This window comes from Massilia sp. LjRoot122, assembly GCF_964252725.1.
In the GTDB taxonomy this organism is placed as follows: domain Bacteria; phylum Pseudomonadota; class Gammaproteobacteria; order Burkholderiales; family Burkholderiaceae_D; genus Telluria.
Map to the genome: position 1 here is coordinate 3789271 of NZ_CAXUPB020000001.1, position 21606 is coordinate 3810876.

Consider the following 21606-nt stretch of genomic DNA (forward strand, 5'->3'; position numbering starts at 1 on the left):
GTTAGTGTTGTGGTTGTTGAATGATGCCTGTATTCAGGCAAGCAGGTCGCGCATGTCGTCCGCGTGTTCTTCTTCGACCGACATGATGTCGACCAGCAGCGCGCGCGTGGTCGGGTCCTTGTCGCCGATCGCCAGGATCATCTGGCGGTAGGACTCGATCGCCACGCGTTCGGCGATCAGGTCGGCGCGGATCATCGCCTGCACGTCTTCGGAATCGTCGTACTCGGCATGGCTGCGCGCGGTCAGCGTGGCCGGATTGAAGTTGGGCGATCCGTTCAGCTGCACGATGCGCTCGGCGATGCGGTCGGCATGGTCTTGCTCCTGCTGGGCGTGCTCGAGGAACTCGGCCTTGATATGGCCGGTGTTCGGTCCGCTGACCGTGTAGTAATGGCGCTTGTAGCGCAGGATGCACAGCAGTTCGGTGGCCAGCGCGTCGTTGAGCATCGCGATGACCGCCTCGCGGTCGGCCTGGTAACCCTCGGTGACGGCGCCGTCGTCGAGCTTGGCCGCCGCGCGGCGGATCGCCGCGACGTCGAACCCATGTGCCAGGTGTTTCGTTTCTTCCATGACTGTTCCTCTTTCAAATGCCGGCTCAGCGCCCCGTGCTGCGCGGCGGGATCTGCGCGTTCTCGTTCGACAGCACGATCTCGACACGGCGGTTGCGCTGGCGGTTGGATGCCGTGTCGTTCGGGGCCACCGGGAAGGCCTCGCCGTAGGCCTTCATGGCGATGCGGTCACGCGGTACGCCGAGCGAGCCCAGTGCCGAGGCCACGGCTTCGGCGCGGCGCTGCGACAATTCCTGGTTGTGCGAGGAGCTGCCGGTACTATCCGTAAACCCTTCGACCAGCACGCTACGGTTCGGGTTCTGCGCCATGACGTCGGCCAGTTTGCGCAAGGTCGACATCCCGTTCGGCGTCAGGCTGGCCTGGTTGGTGGCGAACAGCACGTCGCCGATCGTCACGATATAGCCGCGCTCGGTCTTGACGGCCTGCAGTTCGACCAGCAGCGCTTCCAGCACGGCGGCGCGCTGGGCCAGGGCGGCGTTCTGCTCCTGGGCGGCGGCGGCCTGCATCTGGGCCGTCTGGGCCTGCTGCTGGGCGGCCTGGGCCTGCATCTGGGCCTGTGCGGCCTGGGTCTGGGCGGCTTCGGCCTCGCGCTTGGCGCGGTCGGCTTCCGCGGTACGGGCGGCCAGGCGAACCTGGTCGCGTTCACGCGAGGCGTTCGCGATATCGACTTCCGCCCCTTTGGCCTTGGCTACCTCCATCGCGGTGGCGATGCGCTGCTTGGCCACGTAGGCCAGGCGGTCGACGTCGTTCAGGCTTTCGCGGCGCGCGGCGGCGGCATTGGCCTGGTCGAGGGCGTCGCTGGCCTGCTTGAATTCGAGCGGCGCGTACTGGGAAATCTGGGGGTTATTGTTGGCGGCAACGAAATCGGCGCGCGCCTGGTCCAGCGTCGGCGTCGTGATCGGGGCGGTGGCGCAGGCTGCGGCCAGCACGGCGGCGGCCAGCAGCGACATCGTGGAGCGGGTTTTCATGTGCTTGTCCTTTTTCCTGGGCGCCGCAGCGTGCGGCGGTCAACGAAGGGAACTTCTTGTTATTGCGTAGTGGTCGACGTGGCCGGGGCATTGGCGCGCTCGACCTCCTCGCGCAGTACGCGCAGGTCGGCGTCCAGGGCATTGGCGGCGGCGGTGGCCTTGGCCGAATTGGCCTTGCTCTGCGCCAGCTTGGCATCGGCCTGGGCCTGGATCGCCAGTTCGCGGGCCAGCTTGTAGTCCTTGGCAGCGAGCGCCTGGTTGGCGCGCATCATCTTGTCGCGTGCGACCGTGATCTCCGCCGGCGCCAGTTCGGCGGCGCCGGCCGACACCGCGTTCTCCACCGCATTGCGCGAGACCGCCACGTCGGCGGTGGCGGGCGCCTTCTGCGGGCTGGTGCACGCCGCCAGCACCAGCACACCGGCCGCGGCGGCCAGCGATTTCAACAGACGGCTCATCGAATGTTCTTGGTCCATCGCTTGTTCTCCTATTGATGAGGAAATGTCCTTGATAACGTTATAAACCTGTTATCCCCTGCCTTCGGTTCGCTGCCGCACATTGCCCGGCCCGCAGCGGCCTGCTCAATGGCAGAGCGTTAGGCAGCGCACATTGGCGCCAACTGCCTTGCGCTAAGCTGGACTGAACCTACCTACAAGCGAAAGTCCGCCATGGCCGAGACCGACAAGCAGGCGGCGCAGGGCCGTCACCCGGCGCGCCGCAAGACCCTGATCCTGAGCATACTTGGCATCCTGGTCGCCATTCCGGCGATCGCGATCATCTTCATTCTCACCTTCGACTGGAACCGCGCCCGTCCCTGGATCAACGCCAGGGTCAGCGAAGCCATCGAGCGTCCCTTCGAGATCCGCGGCAACCTGCACGTCGAATGGGAACGCCCGGCCGAGACCATGGCACCGTCCGAGCGTACCTGGCGCGACCACATTCCCTGGCCGCACCTGATCGCCAACGACACCCACATCGGCAACCCGGCCGGCATGCCGGCGCAGGACTCGGGCAGCGCGCGCCAGTTCTCGTTCTCGCTGAATCCCTTCGCCCTGCTCTCGCGCACCATCAACATCCCGCTGCTGCGCTTCGACGGCCCGCGCGTCGACCTGCTGCGCCTCGACGAGAAGCGCAACAACTGGACCTTTAAAAAGAAGGAAGAAAAGTCGCGCTGGACGCTCGACCTCGAGCGCGTGGTGCTGACCGACGGCATCGTCCACATCAAGGATGCGGTGACCAAGGCCGACGTGACGGCGCGCGTGCGCACGCTGGAGCGCGACCCGCGCTACGGGGTCGGCTGGACCCTCGATGGCACTTATAACGGCGCCAAGGTCGAGGGCGGCGGCAAGGCCGGCGCGGTGCTCTCGCTCAAGCAGCAGACGACGCCCTACCCGATCCAGGCGGACATGCGATCGGGCAAGACCCGGATCGCGGTCGAGGGCACGGTGACGCGTCCGTCGAAGCTGGCGGCGCTCGACCTCAAGCTCGAATTGGCCGGCCCCAGCATGGACCAGCTGTACAACTTCACCGGCGTGGTGCTGCCGACCACCGGTCCGTTCTCGACCTCGGGGCGCCTGATCGGTACCCTGGGCGAGGAAAGCGAAGGCAAGCGCTCGGCACGCTGGGTGTACGACGGTTTCAAGGGCAAGGTCGGCTCCTCCGACATCGGTGGACGCCTCGAGTACGCCACCGGCGGGGCAAGGCCCAAGCTGTCGGGCAAGGTCCGCTCGCAGAAGCTGGTGTTCACCGACCTGGCGCCGCTGATCGGCGCCGATTCCAACGCCGCCAAGAAGGAGCGCAACGCCGATGCGCTGCAGCCGAGCGGCAAGGTATTGCCGGTCGAGGAATTCAAGACCGAACGCTGGAACAAGCTGGATGCCGACGTGCACTTCGCCGCCGACCGCATCGTCCGCGATACCGCCTTCCCGATCAGCAAGCTGTCGACCCACCTGAAGATGAACAATGCCGTGCTGAACCTCGAGCCGCTCGAATTCGCGATGGCGGGCGGCACGGTCCGTTCGAACATCCGCCTCGACGGCCGCGGCCGCACCGGGCCGAAGGCGATCAAGGCCCAGGCCAAGGTCACCGCGCGCAAGATCGAGATCAAGAAGCTGTTCCCGAAGATCGAGCAGCTGCAGGCCTCGGTCGGCAGCATCAGCGGCGACGCCAACCTCACCGCCCAGGGAAATTCGGTGTCCAGCCTGCTGGCGGGCTCGAACGGCGAGCTGAAGACCCTGATCAACCAGGGCCAGGTGAGCAAGATGCTGCTGGAAATGATGGGCTTGAACGTGGCCAATGTCGTCATCACCAAGCTGTTCGGCGACAAGCAGGTGCAACTCAACTGCATGGCCACCGATTTCGCCGTCACCAACGGTCTTGCGCGCACCCGTTACTTCGTGGTGGATACGGACGAGGCCTTGATCAACGTCGCGGGCACCGTCAACCTGGCCAACGAGCAGCTGGACATGCGCATCGATCCGAAGACCAAGGGCTTGCGCCTGTTCTCGCTGCGCTCGCCGTTCTACGTGCGCGGGCCGTTCAGCCAACCGGACGTGTCGGTAGACAAGGGTGTGCTGGCCATGAAGGCCGGCAGCGCGATTGCGCTCGCCGCCGTGGCGCCGATTGCGGCCCTGCTCCCGCTGATCAATACCGGGCCGGGCGAGGACAGCGACTGCGCGCGGCTGCTGGCGCAGGCCCGTGAAAAGCCGAGCGCGCCGCCACCGGGCAAGACCCAGCGCCGTTGAGCTCAAGAATATTTTCGCGGCACTGTGAGTTGTCGAACATACCAGACCGCGCGGAAACAATATCCTGTGCACATGGACTCGACGAACACTGCGGCATGAAGCAAAGAGGAAAGCACTTCGGTATCACCACCGCCCTCGCGCTCATGCTGGCCCTGGGCCAGGTCGCAGGATGTGCGACGTCGGGCGGCGGACCGGTGGCGCAAGCCATCGACGATGCCACCATCACCGCCGGCGTCAGGACCGCCCTCGGGCGCGACCCGTCGCTGAAGGTGTCCGAACTCGATGTCGAGACCGTGCAAGGCGTTGTGCAGCTGAGTGGATTCGTCAACTCGGCGGACAGTGTGGCGGCCGCGGCATCGGTTGCCCGGACCGTGAAGGGCGTGAAATCGGTCAGGAATGACCTGCGCTTGAAATAACCCACCGTAAAAGGAGATCAACATGAAAACCATCAAAACTCTGGTAGTGACCGCAACTCTGGCAACCGCAGCGCTGGGCCTGACCGGCTGCTCCGGCATGTCGCAGCAGGACAAGGCAACCGCAGTCGGCGCCGGTGCCGGCGCAGTGATCGGCGGCGCCCTGACCGGCGGCAGCGCAGTCGGCACCGTCGGCGGCGCAGCCGTGGGCGGCGTGGTCGGCAACCAGGTTGGCAAGACCAACTAAGACGATTTTTCTAGCAGCGACACAACGGAGCCTGGCGATGCCAGGCTCTTTTGTTTGCGGGTCGGGTTTCGTATTTGAACGCGTGGGCGGGATACCCGCCCACCCTACATGACGCCGAGTACCGGCAGAGCCCCTGCTTCCTTCACGATCTCATAGCAGGTGCACGAGGCCGCCGCCAGTCCGTCCGGGTCGAGGATCTCGATATTCCCGCGGCTGTAGTTGATCAGCCCCTGCTGCTGCAGTGCGCTGGCGGCCTTGGTAACGCCGACCCGGCGCACGCCGAGCGCATGCGCGAGGAATTCATGGGTCAGGTGGAATTTGTCGGACTGCAGGCGGTCGCGCGTGACCAGCAGCGAGCGCGCCAGGCGCGCCTCCAGCACGTGGAAGCGGCTGCAGACGGCGATCTGGATGGCCTGGGCCAGCAGCGTGTCCGTGTAGCGGTACAGCACGCGCTGCAGCGAGGGATTGCGCGCCACTTCGGCGCGGAAGCGCTTGCTGTCCATGCGGCTGGCGCTGCCGGCGCGCTGGACGATGGCGCGCACCTGGGCCGTATCGTGGCCCAGCGCCACCGTGGCGCCGACCATGCCCTCGCGCCCGACCAGGCCGACCTCGAGCGTCATGCGGCCCTCGGCCACGCCCATCAGCGAGATCAGGCAATCGTGCGGAAAATAAATGTAGCGCAGCGGGTCGCCGGCCTCGGACAGCACCTCACCGAGGGCAACGGTGACCGGGTCGAGCAAGGGCAGGACCTGCGCCAGCTCCTGCGGCGGCAGCGCGGCCAGCAAGAGATTGCTGTTGTGTTCGGCAATCGGCGGCGGTACGGCAAAGTTCATTGGATTCTCGTGTGAGGATTGCATGACCCAAACCGTCTGTCGGATACATTTGCAAACAATTTAAGTCAGCGTAACCGCCCCCCTCCGCCCTAGTATGTACGGTGACGCACGGAACCGCTTGTTGTTCCTGAGGACAATTCGCTAATGAACAGGCCGCTCGTACCGTTTGCATCCATGCATTGGTTCGAGCCCGACAAGACCACGCCGAAAGGACCACCATGAATACCTCCCCCCACCCCTCCGCACGCGGACGCATGCACCCGTTGATGATCCTGGCCGCACTCGCGGTCCTGCTGTTCTGCCTGGTCGGCACCGCAGCCATCCTGGGCTGGATCCCCTCTTCCGTGGGCGGCAACAGCGACCGCCAGCTGAGCGAAGCCGACCGCCTCGCACTGGCCTCGACCCTGCCCCCGGGCACGGCGCAGCCGGGCATGGTGGCGGCCGTCCCAGGCCAGGTGCCGGCTCCGGGCTACGTCCAGGCGCCGGACGGCTCCGCCTACGTGAACGCTGCGCCCCAACAGGTAGTGCCGGCCCAGTCCTATGCACCGGCGGCCGGCTACGCCGCAGCGCCCGCGGTGGCCGCAGCCGCCGCCACCGCGCCGGCGCGCGACTATGAAGAACCGGTCAGCAAGCCGGCCAGGAAGGCCGTCCAGGTGGCGGCCGCCGACAACGGCCGCAACTGGTGCTCGAACTGCGGCAACGTGGAATCGGTCCGCACCATCAAGCAGCGCGCGGAAGGCAGCGGCCTGGGCGCGGCCGGCGGCGCCGTCATCGGCGGCCTGCTGGGCAACCAGATCGGCGGCGGCACCGGCCGTACCATCGCGACCGCGGCGGGCGCCATCGGCGGCGCCGTGGTCGGCAACCAGGTCGAGGGCAATATGAAGGCCACCACCAGCTACGAAATCCGCGTGCGCCTCGACGACGGCACCCTGCGCACCTTCCGCCAGAGCAGCGCGCCGGCATGGCGCAGCGGCGACCGCGTGCGCATCGTCAAGGGCCGCCTGCGCTCGGTCGCCTGAGTCCCTCAGCTCCTTGACAAAGCCGGGATTCCGCAAGGATCCCGGCTTTTATTACATTTGAATAACTTTCTCAAACGCAATGTGCGGCAGCGCACGGAACAATGGATGAGCTACCCCGACAATGGACCCACGCTAGCAAGTGCGTATGCGGTGCAAAAAATAACCACTTCAGGGGGAACGCATCATGAACAGCATGGCATGGATCGGCATCATCGTTTGGGGAATCGTCGTTGCAGCCTTCGGTCTGCTGTCGGCACACCCACCGGGAGATACGGCGGCGGGTGGCCTGCAGCCGCAGGATGTGGTGTTCCTGGTGGCGGGTGGCATGGTGACCTGCCTGATCGGGGTCACCGGCCTGCTGGGTTTCATGGGCTGGATCCCGGGATTGCGTAAGGAAAACGGCCACGCGTGATTTTTCAGCTGCGATAAGTACGGCATCGTACAGAGGCCAGCAGTAAGCGGCGGCACACTGGAATCACGACGCCGAAGCGCGTGATTCCACGGAAGGAGCATTATCATGCTATACACAATTGCCGTTATACTGATCGTCCTGTGGCTGCTCGGGCTGGTGACTTCGTACACCATCGGCGGCTTCATCCACATCCTGCTGGTCGTTGCCGTGATCATGATCCTGGTGCGCCTGATCAGCGGACGAGGCATATAGTTGTTGCAGATTTTTCGTAAGACCCAATCCGTTTCGCAGTCGTGCCTGCATTCGAACTTGCGGGCATGACCGCGAAGCGGATTTTTGCTTTTTTAAGGAGACCACCATGTATACCAAACTGACCAAATCCGTGATTGCCGCTTCCCTCGTGGCCTTTACCGCCACCGGCTGCGCCGACATGTCCGCTACCCAACGCGGCACCGCACAGGGCGCCGGCATCGGCGCAGCCCTGGGCGGCATCGTCGGCGCCAGCACCAGCGGGGGCGGCGGCAAGCGCACCGCAGGCGGCGCGGCAATCGGTGCCGCTGCCGGCGCCGTGATCGGCAACATCTGGTCCAAGCGCATGGAAGCACAGAAACAGGCGATGGAACAAGCGACCCGCGGCACCGGCGTGCAGGTCAGCCAGACCTCGGACAACCGCCTGAAGCTCGACATCCCGAGCGACGTCTCGTTCGATACCGGCCGTGCCGACATCAAGTCGAACTTCCAGCCGGTGCTCGACCGCTTCGCCTCCACGCTGCAGGAAAACCCGGCCACCACCGTGGTCATCATCGGCCACACCGACAACACCGGCACCGATGCGATCAACCAGCCGCTGTCGGTCGACCGCGCAGCACGCACCCGCGACTACCTGGCCAATCGCGGCGTGAACCCGAACCGCGTCACGATCGAAGGCCGCGGTTCGCGCGAACCGATCGCGTCGAACACCGATGCCTCGAGCCGCGCACGCAACCGCCGCGTCGAAATCTACGTCGCGGAACGCGGTCAGGGCTAAAATCGCGCGGAACAGGTGTGAATATTCACACCTCGTCTAGACAAGGGCCGGTGATTCCGGCCCTTTTTCTTTTCCAATGAATTAGTTTTTCTTATCCATATTTACAGAATCCATAAAATCTCTGCGGACTTCCATACCTGCCGCTTATGGGTGTCGCAATTAACAAACAATTTACCAATCCGATTTGACTTTTGTCTGTGCGAAATGCTTTGATGTCATCCTCCGGTGAATATTCACGAATATTCACAGTGCGGAGATGTGATCAACAAAGTTGTGTTTCAGAAGTTTCGGAGATATTTTGTCTAAGCAGCAGCAACTCGTAGTAAAGCGCAGCGTCATCGCTGTCGCTGTGGCACTGGCCTCGACCAGCGCCGCGTTTGCCCAGCAAGCCGCAGAAGCCTCGGTCCAGAAAGTCTTTGTGACCGGTTCCAACATCAAGCGCGCCGACAAGGAAGGTTCGTCGCCGGTCGCCACCATCAATGCCAAGCAGATCGCCGCCACCGGTGCCAATACCGTGTCGGAACTGCTGCATTCGATCCCGGCCTTCGGCTCGGGCACCTCGAACGACATCACCGACGGCAGCTTCTCGAAAGGCGCCTCGACCGCCTCGCTGCGCGGCCTCGGCTCCTCGTCGACCCTGATCCTGCTGAACGGCCGCCGCATCACCGCCTCGGCCTATGCCGACCCGAACCAGGGCAAGTCGGCCGTGTATGACCTGAACACGATCCCGGTCTCGGCGATCGAGCGCGTCGAGATCTTCAAGGACGGCGCCTCGGCCGTCTACGGTTCGGACGCGATCGCCGGCGTGATCAACTTCATCACCAAGACCAACTACCAGGGCAAGGAAATCACCGCCTCGGCCAGCGCCAACGACAACCTCGAGTTCGCACGCCGGAGCGTTGCGGGCGTGTTCGGTTTCGGCGACCTGGAAGCGGACCGCTACAACGCCTTCCTGACCTTCGACCTGTCCTCGCGCGACCGCACCGGCATCCGCGATGCCCGCGACGTCAAGCAGCACATGTACGCCGACATCAACGCGCGCCTGAACGAGTACGGCAGCTACGTCTCGGACCAGCCCTTCTTCTTCCGCGAGCGCACCGCCGGCGCGCGCAACTTCGCCACCACCCTGGCGACCGGTGCGGACATCATCAACCGCCTGGGCTGCGACCCTTCGCAGCAGATCACCGGCAACCGTGAACGCCACAACCTGTCGGCCACCTCGATGCTGAACGGCCGTAGCTTCTGCAACTACGACACCTGGAGCAATCAGGAAGCGCAGTCGAAGGGCAACGATGCCAACCTGCTGGGCAAGCTGACTTTCCAGCTCACCCCGGACATCACCGCCTTCGTCGAAGCCGGCATCACCCGCACCGAGCGCGAATACACCGGCAACTCCTCGACCATTTCGTCGACCGCGCCGACCACCGTGTTCCGTGCCGACGGCACCGCCAGCGACTACCAGCTGATCCTGCCGGCCGGCCATCCGGACAACCCCTGGACCACCTCGCGCGCGGCGATCGGCTACCGCTTCGTCGGCGTCGACGGCGGCTCGAAGAACGTCAACCAGTCGGGCCGCCTGCTGGCCGGCCTGAAGGGCACCAGCGGCCGCTTCGACTGGGAAACCGCCCTGCTGCTGAACCGCAGCGAGCGTACCGAGACCATGAAGGGCATGCTGTACCGCCCGACCATCGACCGCATCGTCACCGAAGGCCGCACCCTGGCCCAGACCGCGGCCGACGCCGGCGCTTACCGTGACGTGGTGAACGAGGGCTATGCCCAGGTCAGCCAGTTCGATGCCAAGGCATCGACCACCCTCGGCCAGCTCGCCGGCGGCGACATCGGCGTGGCCTTCGGCGGCGAAATCCGCCAGGAAAAGCTGGCGCTGACCCCGGACTACCAGACCCAGGTGGGCAACATCATCGGCCTGGCCAACTCGCTGGTCAACGGCAAGCGCATGGTCAAGTCGGCCTTCGTCGAACTGCGTACCCCGTTCACCAAGAACTTCGAAATGGACTTCGCCGGCCGCTACGACAAGTACCCGACCGAGAACTCCTTCGTGCCGAAAGTCGGCGCCAAGTTCATCGTCAATGACAAGCTGACCTTCCGCTCGTCCTACGCCGAAGGCTTCCGCGCCCCGGCCCTGTCGCAGATCGCCGAAGGCGGCGTGCAGTCGTTCTCGACCGTCGTCGATAGCCTGCGCTGCCCGGACGGCAAGAACCCGCTGAACGGCGCCGACACCTCGGACTGCCGCCGCAGCATCTCGTCGCGCTCGAAGGCCAACCCGGACCTGAAGCCGGAAACCTCGAAGAGCTTCTCGTTCGGCGCGATCATCGCCCCGACCAGGAACCTCGACATCCTGGTGGACTACTACAAGATCCGCAAGGAAGACGAAACCGCCCTGCTGTCGGCCGGCTACGTGGTGGACCACCCGGACCTGTACCCGGGCCTGGCCATCCGCGACACCAACCCGCTCAACTTCGTCATCGGCGCCAACGGCCAGCCGATCCCGGGCACCGGTCCGCTGACCGCCGTGAACCGCTACTACGTGAACCAGGGCGCAACCGAGACCTCGGGCCTGGACTTCGAAGTGGCGCACCGCCTGAACCTGGGCGACAAGGGCCGCCTGACCACCAAGTTCGACTGGTCCTACGCGCTGACCTTCAAGCGTTCGGAGCGTCCGGGCGAAGTGGAAGCCAACGTCGTCGGCACCGCCGGCGGCTACTCGGACTGGGCGATCACCGTGGGCGACATCCCGCGTCACCGCGCCCACCTGTCGACCAACTGGTCGCGCGGTGCGCACTCGGTCACCGGCTCGGTGGACTTCGTCTCGCCGGTCTCGCTGCTGCGCCGTACCGACAACGACGTCACCTACCCGGTGCCCTACTGCCACTACGGCAAGGGCCAGCCGGCCGGCGCCTACAGCCTGGGCGGCCTCGAGAAGTTCAGCAACTGGGTGAGCGATTGCTCGGTGCCGGAATGGACCACGTTCAACGTCGCGTACTCGTACACCGGCTTCAAGAACTGGACCCTGTCGGCCAACATCAAGAACATCTTCGACACCGCGGCTCCCTACGATCCGCGTTACCCGACCGAAGGTTTCAACACCCAGCTGCACAATGCGATGGGCCGTTACTTCCGCGTGAGCGCGAACTACAAGTTCTGATTGAGCTGGTAGTTTGAGTGAAAGCCGCCTGGTGTGAACCGGGCGGCTTTTTTCGTTTGTGCTGGTGGTATGCGACGGACTTGGGTTCCCGCCTTCGCGAGAACGACGTGCTAAAGAAGGTGGCTGAAAAAGCGTTAGCACTATTCTTCCGTTAGCCAAAAGACCGTCGTTCCCGCGAAGGCGGGAACCCAATTTTCCTTGCATCATCCGAGCGCTATCCCTTCCCCACCAACGCTATAGTCGTCTCCAACAGCATCCGGAGCTTCCCATGCAAGACGACGACCCGATCCACATCCTCCATGAAGAAACCCTCTCCGCCAATCACTTCGCGCTGAAGAAAGTCCGCTTCACCCAGCGCCGCCGCGACGGCAGAACGCGCGAAGAAACGCGCGAGGTCTACGCCAATGCCGGCGGATCCGCCGTGCTGCTGTATAACCCGGACAAGCGCACCGTCCTGCTGACCCGCCAGTTCCGCATCGGCGCGCGCCTGGCCGGGCACGACGGCTTCATGATCGAAGTTCCCGCCGGCATGCTGGACGATGCCGATCCGGGCGAACGTGCGCGCGCCGAACTGTGCGAGGAAACAGGTTTTCGCGGCCAAGGCCTGCGCAAGGTGATCGAATTCTTCCCGAATCCCTCTTCGCTGACCGAGACGGTGCACTGCTACCTGGGCGAGTACGGGGAACGCGACCGCAAGGGCACAGGGGGCGGCAAGGAAGAGGAAGGCGAGGACATCGAGGTCCTCGAGATGGACGTCGACGAAGCCTTCAGGCAGGTGAAGGGAGGCGGCATCGTCGATGCCAAGACGGTGATCCTGCTGCAGTTCCTGCGCGAGGTGATCTGGTCCAGTGGACCAGATCACGCAGCGGATTAGCTCGCGTCGGTGAACGCCAGGTAGAGCTCGCGCGCACGGCGCGCCACCGGGCCGGCTTCGAGCGTGCGGTCTTCATAGCGGGTGCACGGCGTCACCTTGCCGTAGTTGCCGGTACTGAAGATTTCGCGTGCCGTGACCAGCTCTTCCGGTCCGACGGTCCGCTCTTCCACGTGCACGCCTTCCGAGGCCAGCAGCGCAATCACGCGTGCGCGGGTGATGCCGGCCAGGAAGGTGCCGTTCAGCTTCGGCGTCACCACGGACCCGTCGGGGGCCACGATGAACAGGTTCGACGAGGCGAACTCGGCGACGTTGCCGTCGGCATCGAGCACGATCGCCTGGTCGAAGCCGCGCGCCTTCGCTTCGCGCATGGCGCGGGTCGAGTTGGCGTACAGGGCGGAAGCCTTGGCGTCGGTCGGCGCCATGCTCGGCTGCGGGCGGCGCATGGTCGACAGGCAGGCGGAAAAACCGGTGAAGGGCGGCAACGGTGCGTCGAACAGCGTCAGCGCGAACTGGCTGGCCTCGGGTACCGGGATCAGGAAGCCCTCGGTGCCGAACACCAGCGGGCGGATGTAGAGCTCGGCGTCCGCCGGGAACTTCGCCACGCCTTCGCGCACCAGCGCTTCCATCTCGTCCACGCTCAGCGGACAGCGCAGGCCCAGTTTCTCGCTCGATGCGATCACACGCTCCAGGTGCGGACGCAGGTCGGGCAGCTTGCCGCGCATGGCGCGCGCGCCGTCGAAGACCGACGAACCCAGCCACAGGCTGTGGTCCATCGCGCCGTACAGTGGAACATTGCCCTCAGTCCATTGGCCGTTGTAATAAGTCAGGTACATGCATCCCTCGTTTTCATATGACACAGTCCCTCAGTGTAACGCTTTCAAGGGGTTCATTGTTCGGTGGCGAACCATGGGATATCGATGCCTCGCGTACACTATGGCTTTCCAGAGTCAACACTGCCCATGCTTGCAATCCTAGAACGGATCGATCCCGACAGCGACCGCATCGACCTGCTGGTCGACCTGGTCGATTGCCTGCGCCCGCGTCACCGCTGGGTATGGCAAAAGGAGGACGATCCGGTCCAGGCCGTACGCACCCTCACCCAGCTACTCAGGGGCAATCCCGCACAGGCCTGGGCCCTGCGGCGCTACATCACGACCCTGCTCGAGCGCCGCCGCCACACCAGCCTGTACAGCGACATCGGCATCCTCTCGAACGACGGTTTCGTTACCGAACTCAAGCGGCGCGTGACCTACCGCTTCCTGCCGCCGGCCCTGAACGACCTGTACCTGTCGGACGCGCTCGACCAGGTACTGTACGACGAGGACGACCACGCCTGGATCCGCATGGTGCCGAATGCCGACTGGATGGAATTGTTCGACGTCATCGCCGACGCCCCGCCGCCGCAAGACGCGACCCCGGACCGCGCGCGCTACGTCACCCTGATGGGCCTGCTCGATGCGATCCGCACCCTGTCCTGCCGCATCTGCGCGCTCGGCCTGGAGCCGCGCCTGGTGCACAGCTACAGCGAGATCGAGGATTTCGACTCGCCCTTCCTGATGCAGAACATCGAGGTCAACCACTACCTCGACGAATACGCACGCTACCTCGACGGCAAGATCGAGCAGCCCGAGCCGGCCCGCCACCTGCTGGTCATGCTCGATCAGTGCACCGAGGTGGTGCTCAAGATCCGCCGCGGCGCCCAGAGCAGCGGCACCAGCGTGGCCCTGACCTATTTGCTGGTCGCCCTGCAGCAAAGCATCGACCGCCTGCACAAGCTGCTCTACCTGGTGGATGTCAGCGGCGAACTGCCGAGCGCGCCGTCGGTGAACCTGGAAGCGGTGGCCAGTTCGGTGGCGACGCCGGCCGGGCTGGTGACCAGCGACCGCCGCCTGGCGGCCATCGCCCTGGCCGAGGAATTGATCGAGGCCCACAATACCAAGTACCGCGTGCGCGGCCTGTTGCGCGACAACGTCGACCTGCTGGCACGCAACGTCACCGAGAACGCCAGCCGCACCGGCGAGCACTACATCGCCGAAACCCGGCGCGCCCTGCGCCATATGTTCGTGGCCGCCTCCGGCGCCGGCTTCATCGTCGGCTTCATGGCGATGTTCAAGATCATGCTCGGTTACCTGCACACGGCCCCGCTGGTCGAGGCCTTCCTGTTCAGCATGAACTACTCGCTGGGCTTCATCCTGATCTACGTGCTGCATTTCACGGTGGCAACCAAGCAGCCGGCCATGACGGCCCAGCACATCGCCGCCTCGCTGCAGAATGCGGACAACGGCCGCGGGCTGGACGTCGACAGCCTCGCCACCCTGGTCACCAAGGTGTTCCGGACCCAGATCGTCGCCGTGCTCGGCAACGTGGCGCTGGCCTTCCCGGTGGCCTGGCTGATCGCGGTCGGCTACAAGATGATCAACGGCAACCACATGGTCGACCCGGCCAAGGCCCGGCACCTGCTGGCCGACATCGATCCCCTCCACGGTCCGGCCCTGTTCTATGCGGCCGTCGCCGGCGTGTGGCTGTTCGTGGCCGGCCTGATCTCGGGCTACTACGACAACAAGGCCCTGTACACCCGCATGGGCCAGCGCGTGCGCCAGCTGCGCAGCCTGCGCCGGCTGCTGGGCCCGGCACGCCTCGAGCGTTTTTCGGTCTACGTCGAGGACAACCTCGGCAGCCTGATGGGTAACTTCTTCTTCGGCCTCATGCTGGGCATGACCGGCTTCGTCGGCTTCCTGCTGGGCCTGCCGCTCGACATTCGCCACGTCACCTTTTCGACCGCCAACTTCGCCACGGCCCTGGTCGGCCTCGACTATGCGCTGTCCTGGACCGCGATCGGCACCGCCTCGCTCGGGGTGGCCCTGATCGGCACGGTCAACCTGCTGGTCAGCTTCGGGCTCGCGCTGTGGGTGGCGATGCGCGCCCGCAAGATCCGTTTCAAGCGCGGCATCCTGCTGGTGCAGGCCCTGGGCCGGCGCCTGCTGACCGCACCGGTCGAATTCTTCCTCGGTCCCAAAGACCTTCCCCGGCTGGCCAACGACAGTGAACTCATCATGAGGGACACGAAATGAACAACAAGCGCCTGAGCAGCTTCCTGGCCTTCCTCGCCTTCGTCTGCGTGGTCGCCTCGTGCAAGTCCTTGCCGAACGCCGACCACCTGCCCGAGAACCCGTCCAAGGCGACGCCGGCGGTGGCGACGCCACGCGGCATGCTGGATACGAAACGGGCGGCCGAGCTCCTGCGCAAGCGCTGGGCCAATGCCTCGCCCGACCTGAAGCAGCTCGCGGTGCTGGAAGAACAGGCCACCGGTGCCCCGCTGATCCCCGGCAATAAGGTCACCCTGCTGTTCGATGGTCCGGCCACCATGCGCGACATGATGGCCGCCGTACGGGATGCCAGGAACTCGATCAACCTGGAGACCTATATCTTCGACCAGGACCCGGTCGGCCTGGAGTTCGCCGAGCTCCTGATGGAGAAACAGCGCCAGGGCGTGGTCGTCAACATCATCGCCGACGGGGTCGGCACCCTGGCCACGCCCAAGGAATTCTTCGAGCGCCTGCGCGCCGCCGGCATCAAGGTCCTGATCTTCAATCCGGTGAACCCGCTGCAACGCCCCGGCACCTGGCAGCTGAACAACCGCGACCACCGCAAGATCATGGTGGTGGACGGCAAGATCGGCTTCACGGGCGGCATCAACATCAGCGAGACCTATGCCAACAGCTCGCTGTTCCGCTCACGCAAGAAGCCGAGCACCGTCAACAGCGAGGAGGTCGGCTGGCGCGACACCCACATCCGCATCGAAGGTCCGGCCGTGGCCGCCCTGCAGTACGCCTTCATCGACAACTGGGTGCGCCAGGATGCGGGCGAACTGCCGCCGGCCGAGTACTTCCCGCGCCTGGCCCCGGCCGGCGACAAGGTGATGCGGGTGCTGGCCACGACCCCGGACCGCGATTCGGAAATCTACAAGTCGCTGATGGTGGCAATGAACGAGGCCAAGACCTCGATCCACATCACCTCGGCCTACTTCGTGCCCGACCAGCAGATCGTCGATGCCCTGGTGGCCGCGGCCAGGCGCGGGGTGGACGTCAAGCTGGTGCTGCCGGCCGTGTCGGACCATGACCTGATCATGTACGCCGGCCAGGCCTTCTACGACCAGCTCCTGAAGGGCGGCGTGAAGATCTACCAGTTGCAGGTGGCGGTGCTGCACGCCAAGACGGCGGTGATCGACGGCATCTGGTCGACCATCGGATCGGCCAACATCGACCGGCGCAGCTTCATCCACAACTACGAGCTGAACGTGGTGGTGCTCGACCCGGCCTTCGGGCGCGACATGGAGGCGGCCTTCAACGAAGACCTGCGCAGCTCGAAGCAGGTGACGCTGGAGGCGTGGCGCAACCGGCCCTGGAAGGACCGGCTGCGCGAATTCATGGGACGCCTGGCCGAATACTGGATCTGATTACAGCCCCGCCGCCATCAGGCCGTCGTTATGCGGCGTCCAGACATTCCCGGCGCGGAAGAATTTGTCGGTATCGACCAGCTCGAAGTGGGCGTGCACCACGTCCCAGCCATAGCGGTCGATCTCGACCTTGTCCCGCTCGACCCGCAGCACATTGAAGGAATTCACCTCGCCCCGCCCGCGGGTAGAGGTGGCGGTGCCCGCCTGCACCACCAGCGCCGCATATTCGCTCATCTGGTAACGCGCCGCCGTGCTGCCCGCATGGCTGGCATGCATGTGGCCGCCCATCAGGATGTCGATCCCGCATTCCGAGAATGCCTCCATCGCGCGCGGCGCGCGGTTGACCAGGTCCTGCTCCTCGAAATGGTCGGGCAGGTCGAAGGGGTGGTGGGCCACGATGATGCGCGTGACCGAGGGCGACACCCCTGCCAGCTGCTGCCTGACCGTCGCCAGCTGGTCGCGGCTCACCTTGCCGTCCTTGATCGTGAACGAGCGCGCCGTGTTGACGCCGACCACGGCGATCTCGTCGTCGAGGTAGAACGGGTCGAGGTCGTCCGTGATGTAGCGCTTGTAGCGCTCCAGCGGCTTCACGAAGCGGCGGAACACGTTGTACAGCGAGATGTCGTGGTTGCCCGGCACGATGATCTGCGGGCCCGGCAGGGTGTCGAGGAAGGCGCGCGCTTCCTCGAACTGTTCCTCCCTGGCGCGCTGGGTCAGGTCGCCCGAAACGACCAGCACGTCCGGGTCGATGCGCTCGACCAGTTCGCGCAAAGGGGTGAGCAGCGTATGGTCGACGCGGCCGAAATGCAGGTCCGACAGGTGTACGAGTGTGCGCATCGCTTTCCCGATTCTCTTGGTTTGATCAAATGTCCTGCGGATCGACGGCCTCGCCGGCGCGGCGGGCGCGCGCCCGGCTGCGGCGGTTGAGGGTGGCGGCGCCGGTGATGCAGATCGCCAGCCAGCCGCAACCTTCGGCGGCGGCGGCCAGCACGTCCGACAGGTAATGGACTCCAAGATACATCCTCGAGAACGCGACCGTCGCCACCATGGCCGCGGCCAGCACGAAAGGCAGCACCCTGCCCGCCCAGGATCGCGCGTGTCTCGCCGCATAGCAGGCGATGAAGCCGTACAGCACCGTCGCGCCCATTGCGTGGCCGCTGGGGAAGCTGTAGGTACTCAGCTCCAGCAGGGGCTCGGCGAAATGCGGGCGCGCACGCTCGAAAGTGTGCTTCAGCAAGACGTTGAGGACCTGGCCGCCGGGCACGCTGGCGACCAGGGCCACGGTCCAGTAGCGGTGCCCGTTGCGGACCAGCCAGATGCCGGCCACCAGCGCCATGCCCAGGATGCCGGGCGTGCTGTGCAGGTGGGTGAGCGCCATCAGGACCTGGCGCAGGCCGTCGTTGACGCGGGCATGCGCATGCAGCCAGTTGGCCACTTCCACGTCGAGCTGGGTGATGGGCGCGCCGGCGGCGACGGCGCCGGCCATCCGGGCGAACACCGCGGTGGCGAGCAGCAGCATCGCCAGGCCGGCGGTCAGGTGGAGTCCGTATTCGCCTTCGGGGGAAAAACGGGCTGCGGCAAAGCGCTGGAGTCGGGGAAAAATGTCGTTCGGCATGCGTGTCGTTCGGGGTTGCGCGGATTGGCTAAAAAACCACATCCATAAAAATTTACTGTACATCCACACAGTACCTGTAGATTTATACAGTAGTTGTGATATTCTTTACTCACTCCAACGAATTTAATAAAAGGAAAACACCATGACCACTCTGAACAGCTCCTTCGGCCTGGAATATGCACCTGTCCCTTTTATGGTCCGCATCGGCCGTCGCGAATTGCTGATCACCCGTGATTTCCGCAAGCGCTTCTATGCGGTGAACCCGATCATCGAATGCGACACCGGCATCGAACCGGGCCATCTCGAAGTGCTGCTGTTCAAGCGCTGGCTGCTCATCCTGTCGAAGGCGCACTGAGCAGCGTAGCAAAATTCGCATATTGTTAAGCGAATAAATTCGTTCCTTCAGGGGGAACTGAGCCGTAGTCTAGAGGCTCCAAACTGCCCTCTGAAAGAACGACATGCTTCGCAAAACCTTCCTTCGCTCGCTGGCTGCTTCAAGTCTTCTGCTCACGCTGCTGGGCCAATCTGCCGCAGCCGCCGATGTTACCCTGCTCAACGTCTCGTACGATCCGACGCGCGAACTTTACCAGGACGTCGACGCCGCCTTTGCCCGCCACTGGAAGGCCAAGACCGGCGACAGCGTCACGGTCAAGCAATCGCACGGCGGTTCGGGCAAGCAGGCGCGCGCCGTCATCGACGGCCTGTCGGCCGACGTCGTCACGCTCGCCTTGGCCTACGACATCGATGCTATCAGCGAAAGAGGTTTGATTGCGCCCGGCTGGCAGGGACGGCTGGCGCACCGCAGCTCGCCTTACACCTCGACCATCGTGTTTCTGGTGCGCAAGGGTAATCCGAAGAAGATCCGCGACTGGGGCGATCTGATCAAGCCGGGCGTGGCCGTCATCACGCCGAATCCGAAGACCTCGGGCGGCGCGCGCTGGAACCACCTGGCCGCCTACGGCTACGCGCTGCGCCAGCCGGGCGGTTCGCCGGCGAGTGCCAAGGATTACCTGTCCAAACTCTACAAGAACGTGCCGGTGCTCGACTCCGGCGCCCGCGGCGCCACCACGACCTTCGTCGAGCGCGGCATCGGCGACGTGCTGCTGGCCTGGGAAAACGAAGCCCTGCTGGCGCTGCGCGAACTCGGCCCGGACAAGTTCGAGATCGTCGCGCCTTCGCTGAGCATCCTGGCCGAACCGCCGGTGGCCGTGGTCGACAAGAACGTCGACAAGCGCGGCACCCGCCAGGTGGCCCAGGCCTACCTCGAGTTCCTGTACACCGACGAAGCCCAGGACATCATCGCCAAGAACTACTACCGTCCGGCGGTGGACAGGTTCGCGAAGAAGTACGCGTCCCAGTTCCCGAACGTGAAGCTGTTCCCGATCACCGAACTGGGTGGCTGGACGCAGGCGCAGAAGGCCCACTTCGCGGATGGCGGGTTGTTCGACCAGATCTACCAGCCGGGCAAGTAGGACGCCTGCAGTGAGATGTCCGCCAACCGGGACCCAGTTTCACCTGCATATCGATACCCTCCCCTTTTACCCGTTACTTATGAACGTCATTCCCGCGCAGGCGGGAATCTAATTTCGTCGAGTACTACTCACGCACGCATTCTCGCTGTGCATGGGAATTGGATCCCGGCCTGCGCCGGGATGACGACTCATCGGGTAGTAGCGATGGAGGCGCTAGCGGCACTCATTCGCCTCCAAGCAAAGCATCCTTCCTATAAGCAACTGAAAACCCCCTTTTCTGAAGCCGGGCTAGCATAGTGACCGTTCATCAACGGCCTGTCCCTGCGGCCGGACGCCGCGGGCAGTCCTCTTCATCACCTTGAAAAGGATCACGTCATGGCAATCAGACTCAGGAAACTTCACGACCAGGTCATGGTCATCACCGGCGCCACCAGCGGCATCGGCCTGACCACCGCCCGCATGGCCGCCGCACGCGGTGCCCGCCTGGTGCTGGCCGCGCGCAGCAAGGACGCGCTCGACGAGCTGGCGAACGAACTGCGCAGCAAGGGCGTCCTGGTCGAGACCGTGGCCGCCGACGTCGGCGACATGGGCGAGGTCGAAAAGATCGGCGAAAAGGCCATCGCGCGTTTTGGCCGCATCGATACCTGGGTCAACAATGCCGGCATCTCGGTGTTCGGCCGCCTCGAAGAAGTCAGGCCGGAAGACCACCACCGCCTGTTCCAGACCAATTTCTGGGGCACGGTGAACGGTTCGCTGGAAGCGGTGCGGCGCATGAAGCACCGCGGCGGCGGCGCCATCATCAATATCGGCAGCGAGGTGTCGGAGCGCTCGATCCCGATGCAGGGCATGTACGCGTCCTCGAAGCATGCGGTGAAAGGCTTCACCGACGCCCTGCGCATGGAAATGGAAAAGGAAAACGCGCCGCTGCAGGTGACCCTGGTGCGTCCGGCCGCGATCGACACCATGTTCGCGGTGCACGCGCGCAACTACATGGACAGGGAACCCGCCCTGCCGCCGCCGATCTATGCACCCGAAGTGGTGGCCGACACCATCCTGTACTGCGCCGAACATCCGAAGCGCGACGCCTATGCCGGCGGCGCCTCGAAGATGATCGCGGCCGGCTCCAAGCTGATGCCGACCCTGTTCGACCGCTACATGAACGCCACCATGTTCAAGCAGCAGCGCTCGGACCGCCCGACGGCGCCGAACCGCCGCGACGCGCTCTACAAGCCCGATCCCTCGACCGAACTGCGCCAGCGCCAGGGCATGCCGCAGACGGTGCACGAGCGCAGCCTGTACACCAGCACCAGCCTGCGCTCCTCGCCCCTGATGACCGCCCTGGTGGGCGGCGGGGCCTTGCTGGCCGCGTTCAGCCTATCGCGGCGGTTTGCTCGTTAAGAAATCGGTGTCCTCCTCGGTCAGCGGCAGGTCGGGGATGGACACGATCTGATCGGTGTCGATGTCGGCACCGTCCTTGCCGACATTGTCGCGTCCGGCAGCGGCCCGTTCGCCGGTGCCGCCCATGTCGCTGTCGCCCGAGAAATCGGCGTCGCCAACATCAGGGCCGGCGGTGCCGCCGGCGTGGCTCTGCTCCAGGTCCGAGGTGGTGCCGCGGTCGAAGTCGAGGGTCTGGTCCGGGTCGAGCGCGTCGGAAAAACCGGGGCCGCCGACCACGTCGCTGCCGGTGTCGGAAATGTCGCTCGGGCCGAGCGCATCGATGCCATGGCCCTTGCCGAGGCTGCGGTCCGGACGCTCCGGGAAGTTGTCCGGATCAAGTGTGCTTGTGCCTGTCATGTTGCC

At 64.8% G+C, this 21606-nt stretch carries 22 protein-coding genes; 14 read left to right on the top strand and 8 right to left on the bottom strand.

From position 1 onward, the window contains the following. Positions 1-33 precede the first annotated feature (33 nt). The 3 genes from ACSQ25_RS16575 to ACSQ25_RS16585 are packed head-to-tail and all read right to left on the bottom strand — an operon-like array spanning position 34 to position 2007. Positions 34-567: a ferritin-like domain-containing protein gene (locus ACSQ25_RS16575; protein ID WP_436106772.1), complete on the bottom strand. Its 534-nt coding sequence runs from the start codon at positions 565-567 to the stop codon at positions 34-36. A gap of 25 nt (positions 568-592) precedes the next feature. After that, positions 593-1534 (bottom strand): OmpA family protein, encoded by a 942-nt coding sequence (locus ACSQ25_RS16580; protein ID WP_436106773.1) that lies wholly within the window; start codon positions 1532-1534, stop codon positions 593-595. A gap of 59 nt (positions 1535-1593) precedes the next feature. Beyond that, a complete protein-coding gene (locus ACSQ25_RS16585; protein ID WP_436106774.1) occupies positions 1594-2007 on the bottom strand; it encodes a DUF4398 domain-containing protein in 414 nt (137 codons plus the stop codon). Between the two features lie 192 nt (positions 2008-2199). Between ACSQ25_RS16585 and ACSQ25_RS16590 the strand changes: the two genes are divergently transcribed. The 3 genes from ACSQ25_RS16590 (at position 2200) to ACSQ25_RS16600 (ending at position 4935) form a co-directional block, all read left to right on the top strand. Then, the gene (locus ACSQ25_RS16590; protein ID WP_436106775.1) at positions 2200-4275 is read left to right on the top strand and encodes an AsmA family protein; all 2076 of its coding nucleotides are present in this window, start codon (positions 2200-2202) and stop codon (positions 4273-4275) included. A gap of 95 nt (positions 4276-4370) precedes the next feature. Next, on the top strand, positions 4371-4691 hold the full coding sequence (locus ACSQ25_RS16595; protein WP_436106776.1) for a BON domain-containing protein: 321 nt from the start codon (positions 4371-4373) through the stop codon (positions 4689-4691). Between the two features lie 22 nt (positions 4692-4713). Beyond that, positions 4714-4935, top strand: coding sequence for a glycine zipper 2TM domain-containing protein (locus tag ACSQ25_RS16600; protein WP_436106777.1), 222 nt, complete (start codon positions 4714-4716; stop codon positions 4933-4935). Between the two features lie 104 nt (positions 4936-5039). Here the strand turns inward: ACSQ25_RS16600 and ACSQ25_RS16605 are convergent, their stop codons facing one another. Next, positions 5040-5768, bottom strand: coding sequence for a Crp/Fnr family transcriptional regulator (locus tag ACSQ25_RS16605; protein ID WP_436106778.1), 729 nt, complete (start codon positions 5766-5768; stop codon positions 5040-5042). Between the two features lie 218 nt (positions 5769-5986). Between ACSQ25_RS16605 and ACSQ25_RS16610 the strand changes: the two genes are divergently transcribed. From ACSQ25_RS16610 to ACSQ25_RS16635, 6 genes are all read left to right on the top strand, one after another. Then, complete coding sequence (locus tag ACSQ25_RS16610) at positions 5987-6787, top strand: glycine zipper 2TM domain-containing protein (RefSeq protein WP_436106779.1); 801 nt, start codon at positions 5987-5989, stop codon at positions 6785-6787. 184 nt (positions 6788-6971) lie between these two features. Continuing rightward, complete coding sequence (locus ACSQ25_RS16615) at positions 6972-7199, top strand: hypothetical protein (protein WP_436106780.1); 228 nt, start codon at positions 6972-6974, stop codon at positions 7197-7199. A 105-nt stretch (positions 7200-7304) separates the two neighbouring features. Further along, complete coding sequence (locus ACSQ25_RS16620) at positions 7305-7451, top strand: lmo0937 family membrane protein (protein WP_020652694.1); 147 nt, start codon at positions 7305-7307, stop codon at positions 7449-7451. A gap of 106 nt (positions 7452-7557) precedes the next feature. Then, a complete protein-coding gene (locus ACSQ25_RS16625) occupies positions 7558-8226 on the top strand; it encodes an OmpA family protein (RefSeq protein ID WP_436106781.1) in 669 nt (222 codons plus the stop codon). Between the two features lie 298 nt (positions 8227-8524). Then, positions 8525-11389, top strand: coding sequence for a TonB-dependent receptor domain-containing protein (locus ACSQ25_RS16630; RefSeq protein ID WP_436106782.1), 2865 nt, complete (start codon positions 8525-8527; stop codon positions 11387-11389). A gap of 268 nt (positions 11390-11657) precedes the next feature. Continuing rightward, entirely contained in the window at positions 11658-12263 is a 606-nt protein-coding gene (locus ACSQ25_RS16635) for an NUDIX domain-containing protein (protein WP_436106783.1), read from the top strand. Here the strand turns inward: ACSQ25_RS16635 and ACSQ25_RS16640 are convergent. Continuing rightward, entirely contained in the window at positions 12260-13096 is an 837-nt protein-coding gene (locus ACSQ25_RS16640) for a branched-chain amino acid aminotransferase (RefSeq protein WP_436106784.1), read from the bottom strand. The two genes, ACSQ25_RS16635 and ACSQ25_RS16640, sit on opposite strands and share 4 nt — an antisense overlap. A gap of 126 nt (positions 13097-13222) precedes the next feature. Between ACSQ25_RS16640 and ACSQ25_RS16645 the strand changes: the two genes are divergently transcribed. Both ACSQ25_RS16645 and cls read left to right on the top strand, forming a co-directional pair. Beyond that, positions 13223-15334, top strand: coding sequence for a site-specific recombinase (locus ACSQ25_RS16645; RefSeq protein WP_436106785.1), 2112 nt, complete (start codon positions 13223-13225; stop codon positions 15332-15334). After that, the gene (gene cls, locus ACSQ25_RS16650; protein WP_436106786.1) at positions 15331-16719 is read left to right on the top strand and encodes a cardiolipin synthase; all 1389 of its coding nucleotides are present in this window, start codon (positions 15331-15333) and stop codon (positions 16717-16719) included. The genes ACSQ25_RS16645 and cls overlap by 4 nt, the downstream gene beginning before the upstream one ends. Here the strand turns inward: cls and ACSQ25_RS16655 are convergent, their stop codons facing one another. After that, the gene (locus ACSQ25_RS16655; protein ID WP_436106787.1) at positions 16720-17556 is read right to left on the bottom strand and encodes a metallophosphoesterase family protein; all 837 of its coding nucleotides are present in this window, start codon (positions 17554-17556) and stop codon (positions 16720-16722) included. A gap of 25 nt (positions 17557-17581) precedes the next feature. Next, positions 17582-18334, bottom strand: a complete 753-nt coding sequence (locus ACSQ25_RS16660) for a phosphatase PAP2 family protein (RefSeq protein WP_436106788.1) — start codon at positions 18332-18334, stop codon at positions 17582-17584. Between the two features lie 142 nt (positions 18335-18476). Between ACSQ25_RS16660 and ACSQ25_RS16665 the strand changes: the two genes are divergently transcribed. From ACSQ25_RS16665 to ACSQ25_RS16675, 3 genes are all read left to right on the top strand, one after another. Next, entirely contained in the window at positions 18477-18689 is a 213-nt protein-coding gene (locus tag ACSQ25_RS16665; RefSeq protein WP_436106789.1) for a hypothetical protein, read from the top strand. A 103-nt stretch (positions 18690-18792) separates the two neighbouring features. After that, positions 18793-19806, top strand: a complete 1014-nt coding sequence (locus ACSQ25_RS16670; RefSeq protein WP_436106790.1) for a sulfate ABC transporter substrate-binding protein — start codon at positions 18793-18795, stop codon at positions 19804-19806. A gap of 375 nt (positions 19807-20181) precedes the next feature. Further along, a complete protein-coding gene (locus ACSQ25_RS16675) occupies positions 20182-21204 on the top strand; it encodes an SDR family oxidoreductase (RefSeq protein WP_436106791.1) in 1023 nt (340 codons plus the stop codon). Here the strand turns inward: ACSQ25_RS16675 and ACSQ25_RS16680 are convergent. Beyond that, complete coding sequence (locus tag ACSQ25_RS16680; protein WP_436106792.1) at positions 21181-21600, bottom strand: hypothetical protein; 420 nt, start codon at positions 21598-21600, stop codon at positions 21181-21183. The genes ACSQ25_RS16675 and ACSQ25_RS16680 overlap by 24 nt on opposite strands. Positions 21601-21606 lie beyond the last annotated feature (6 nt).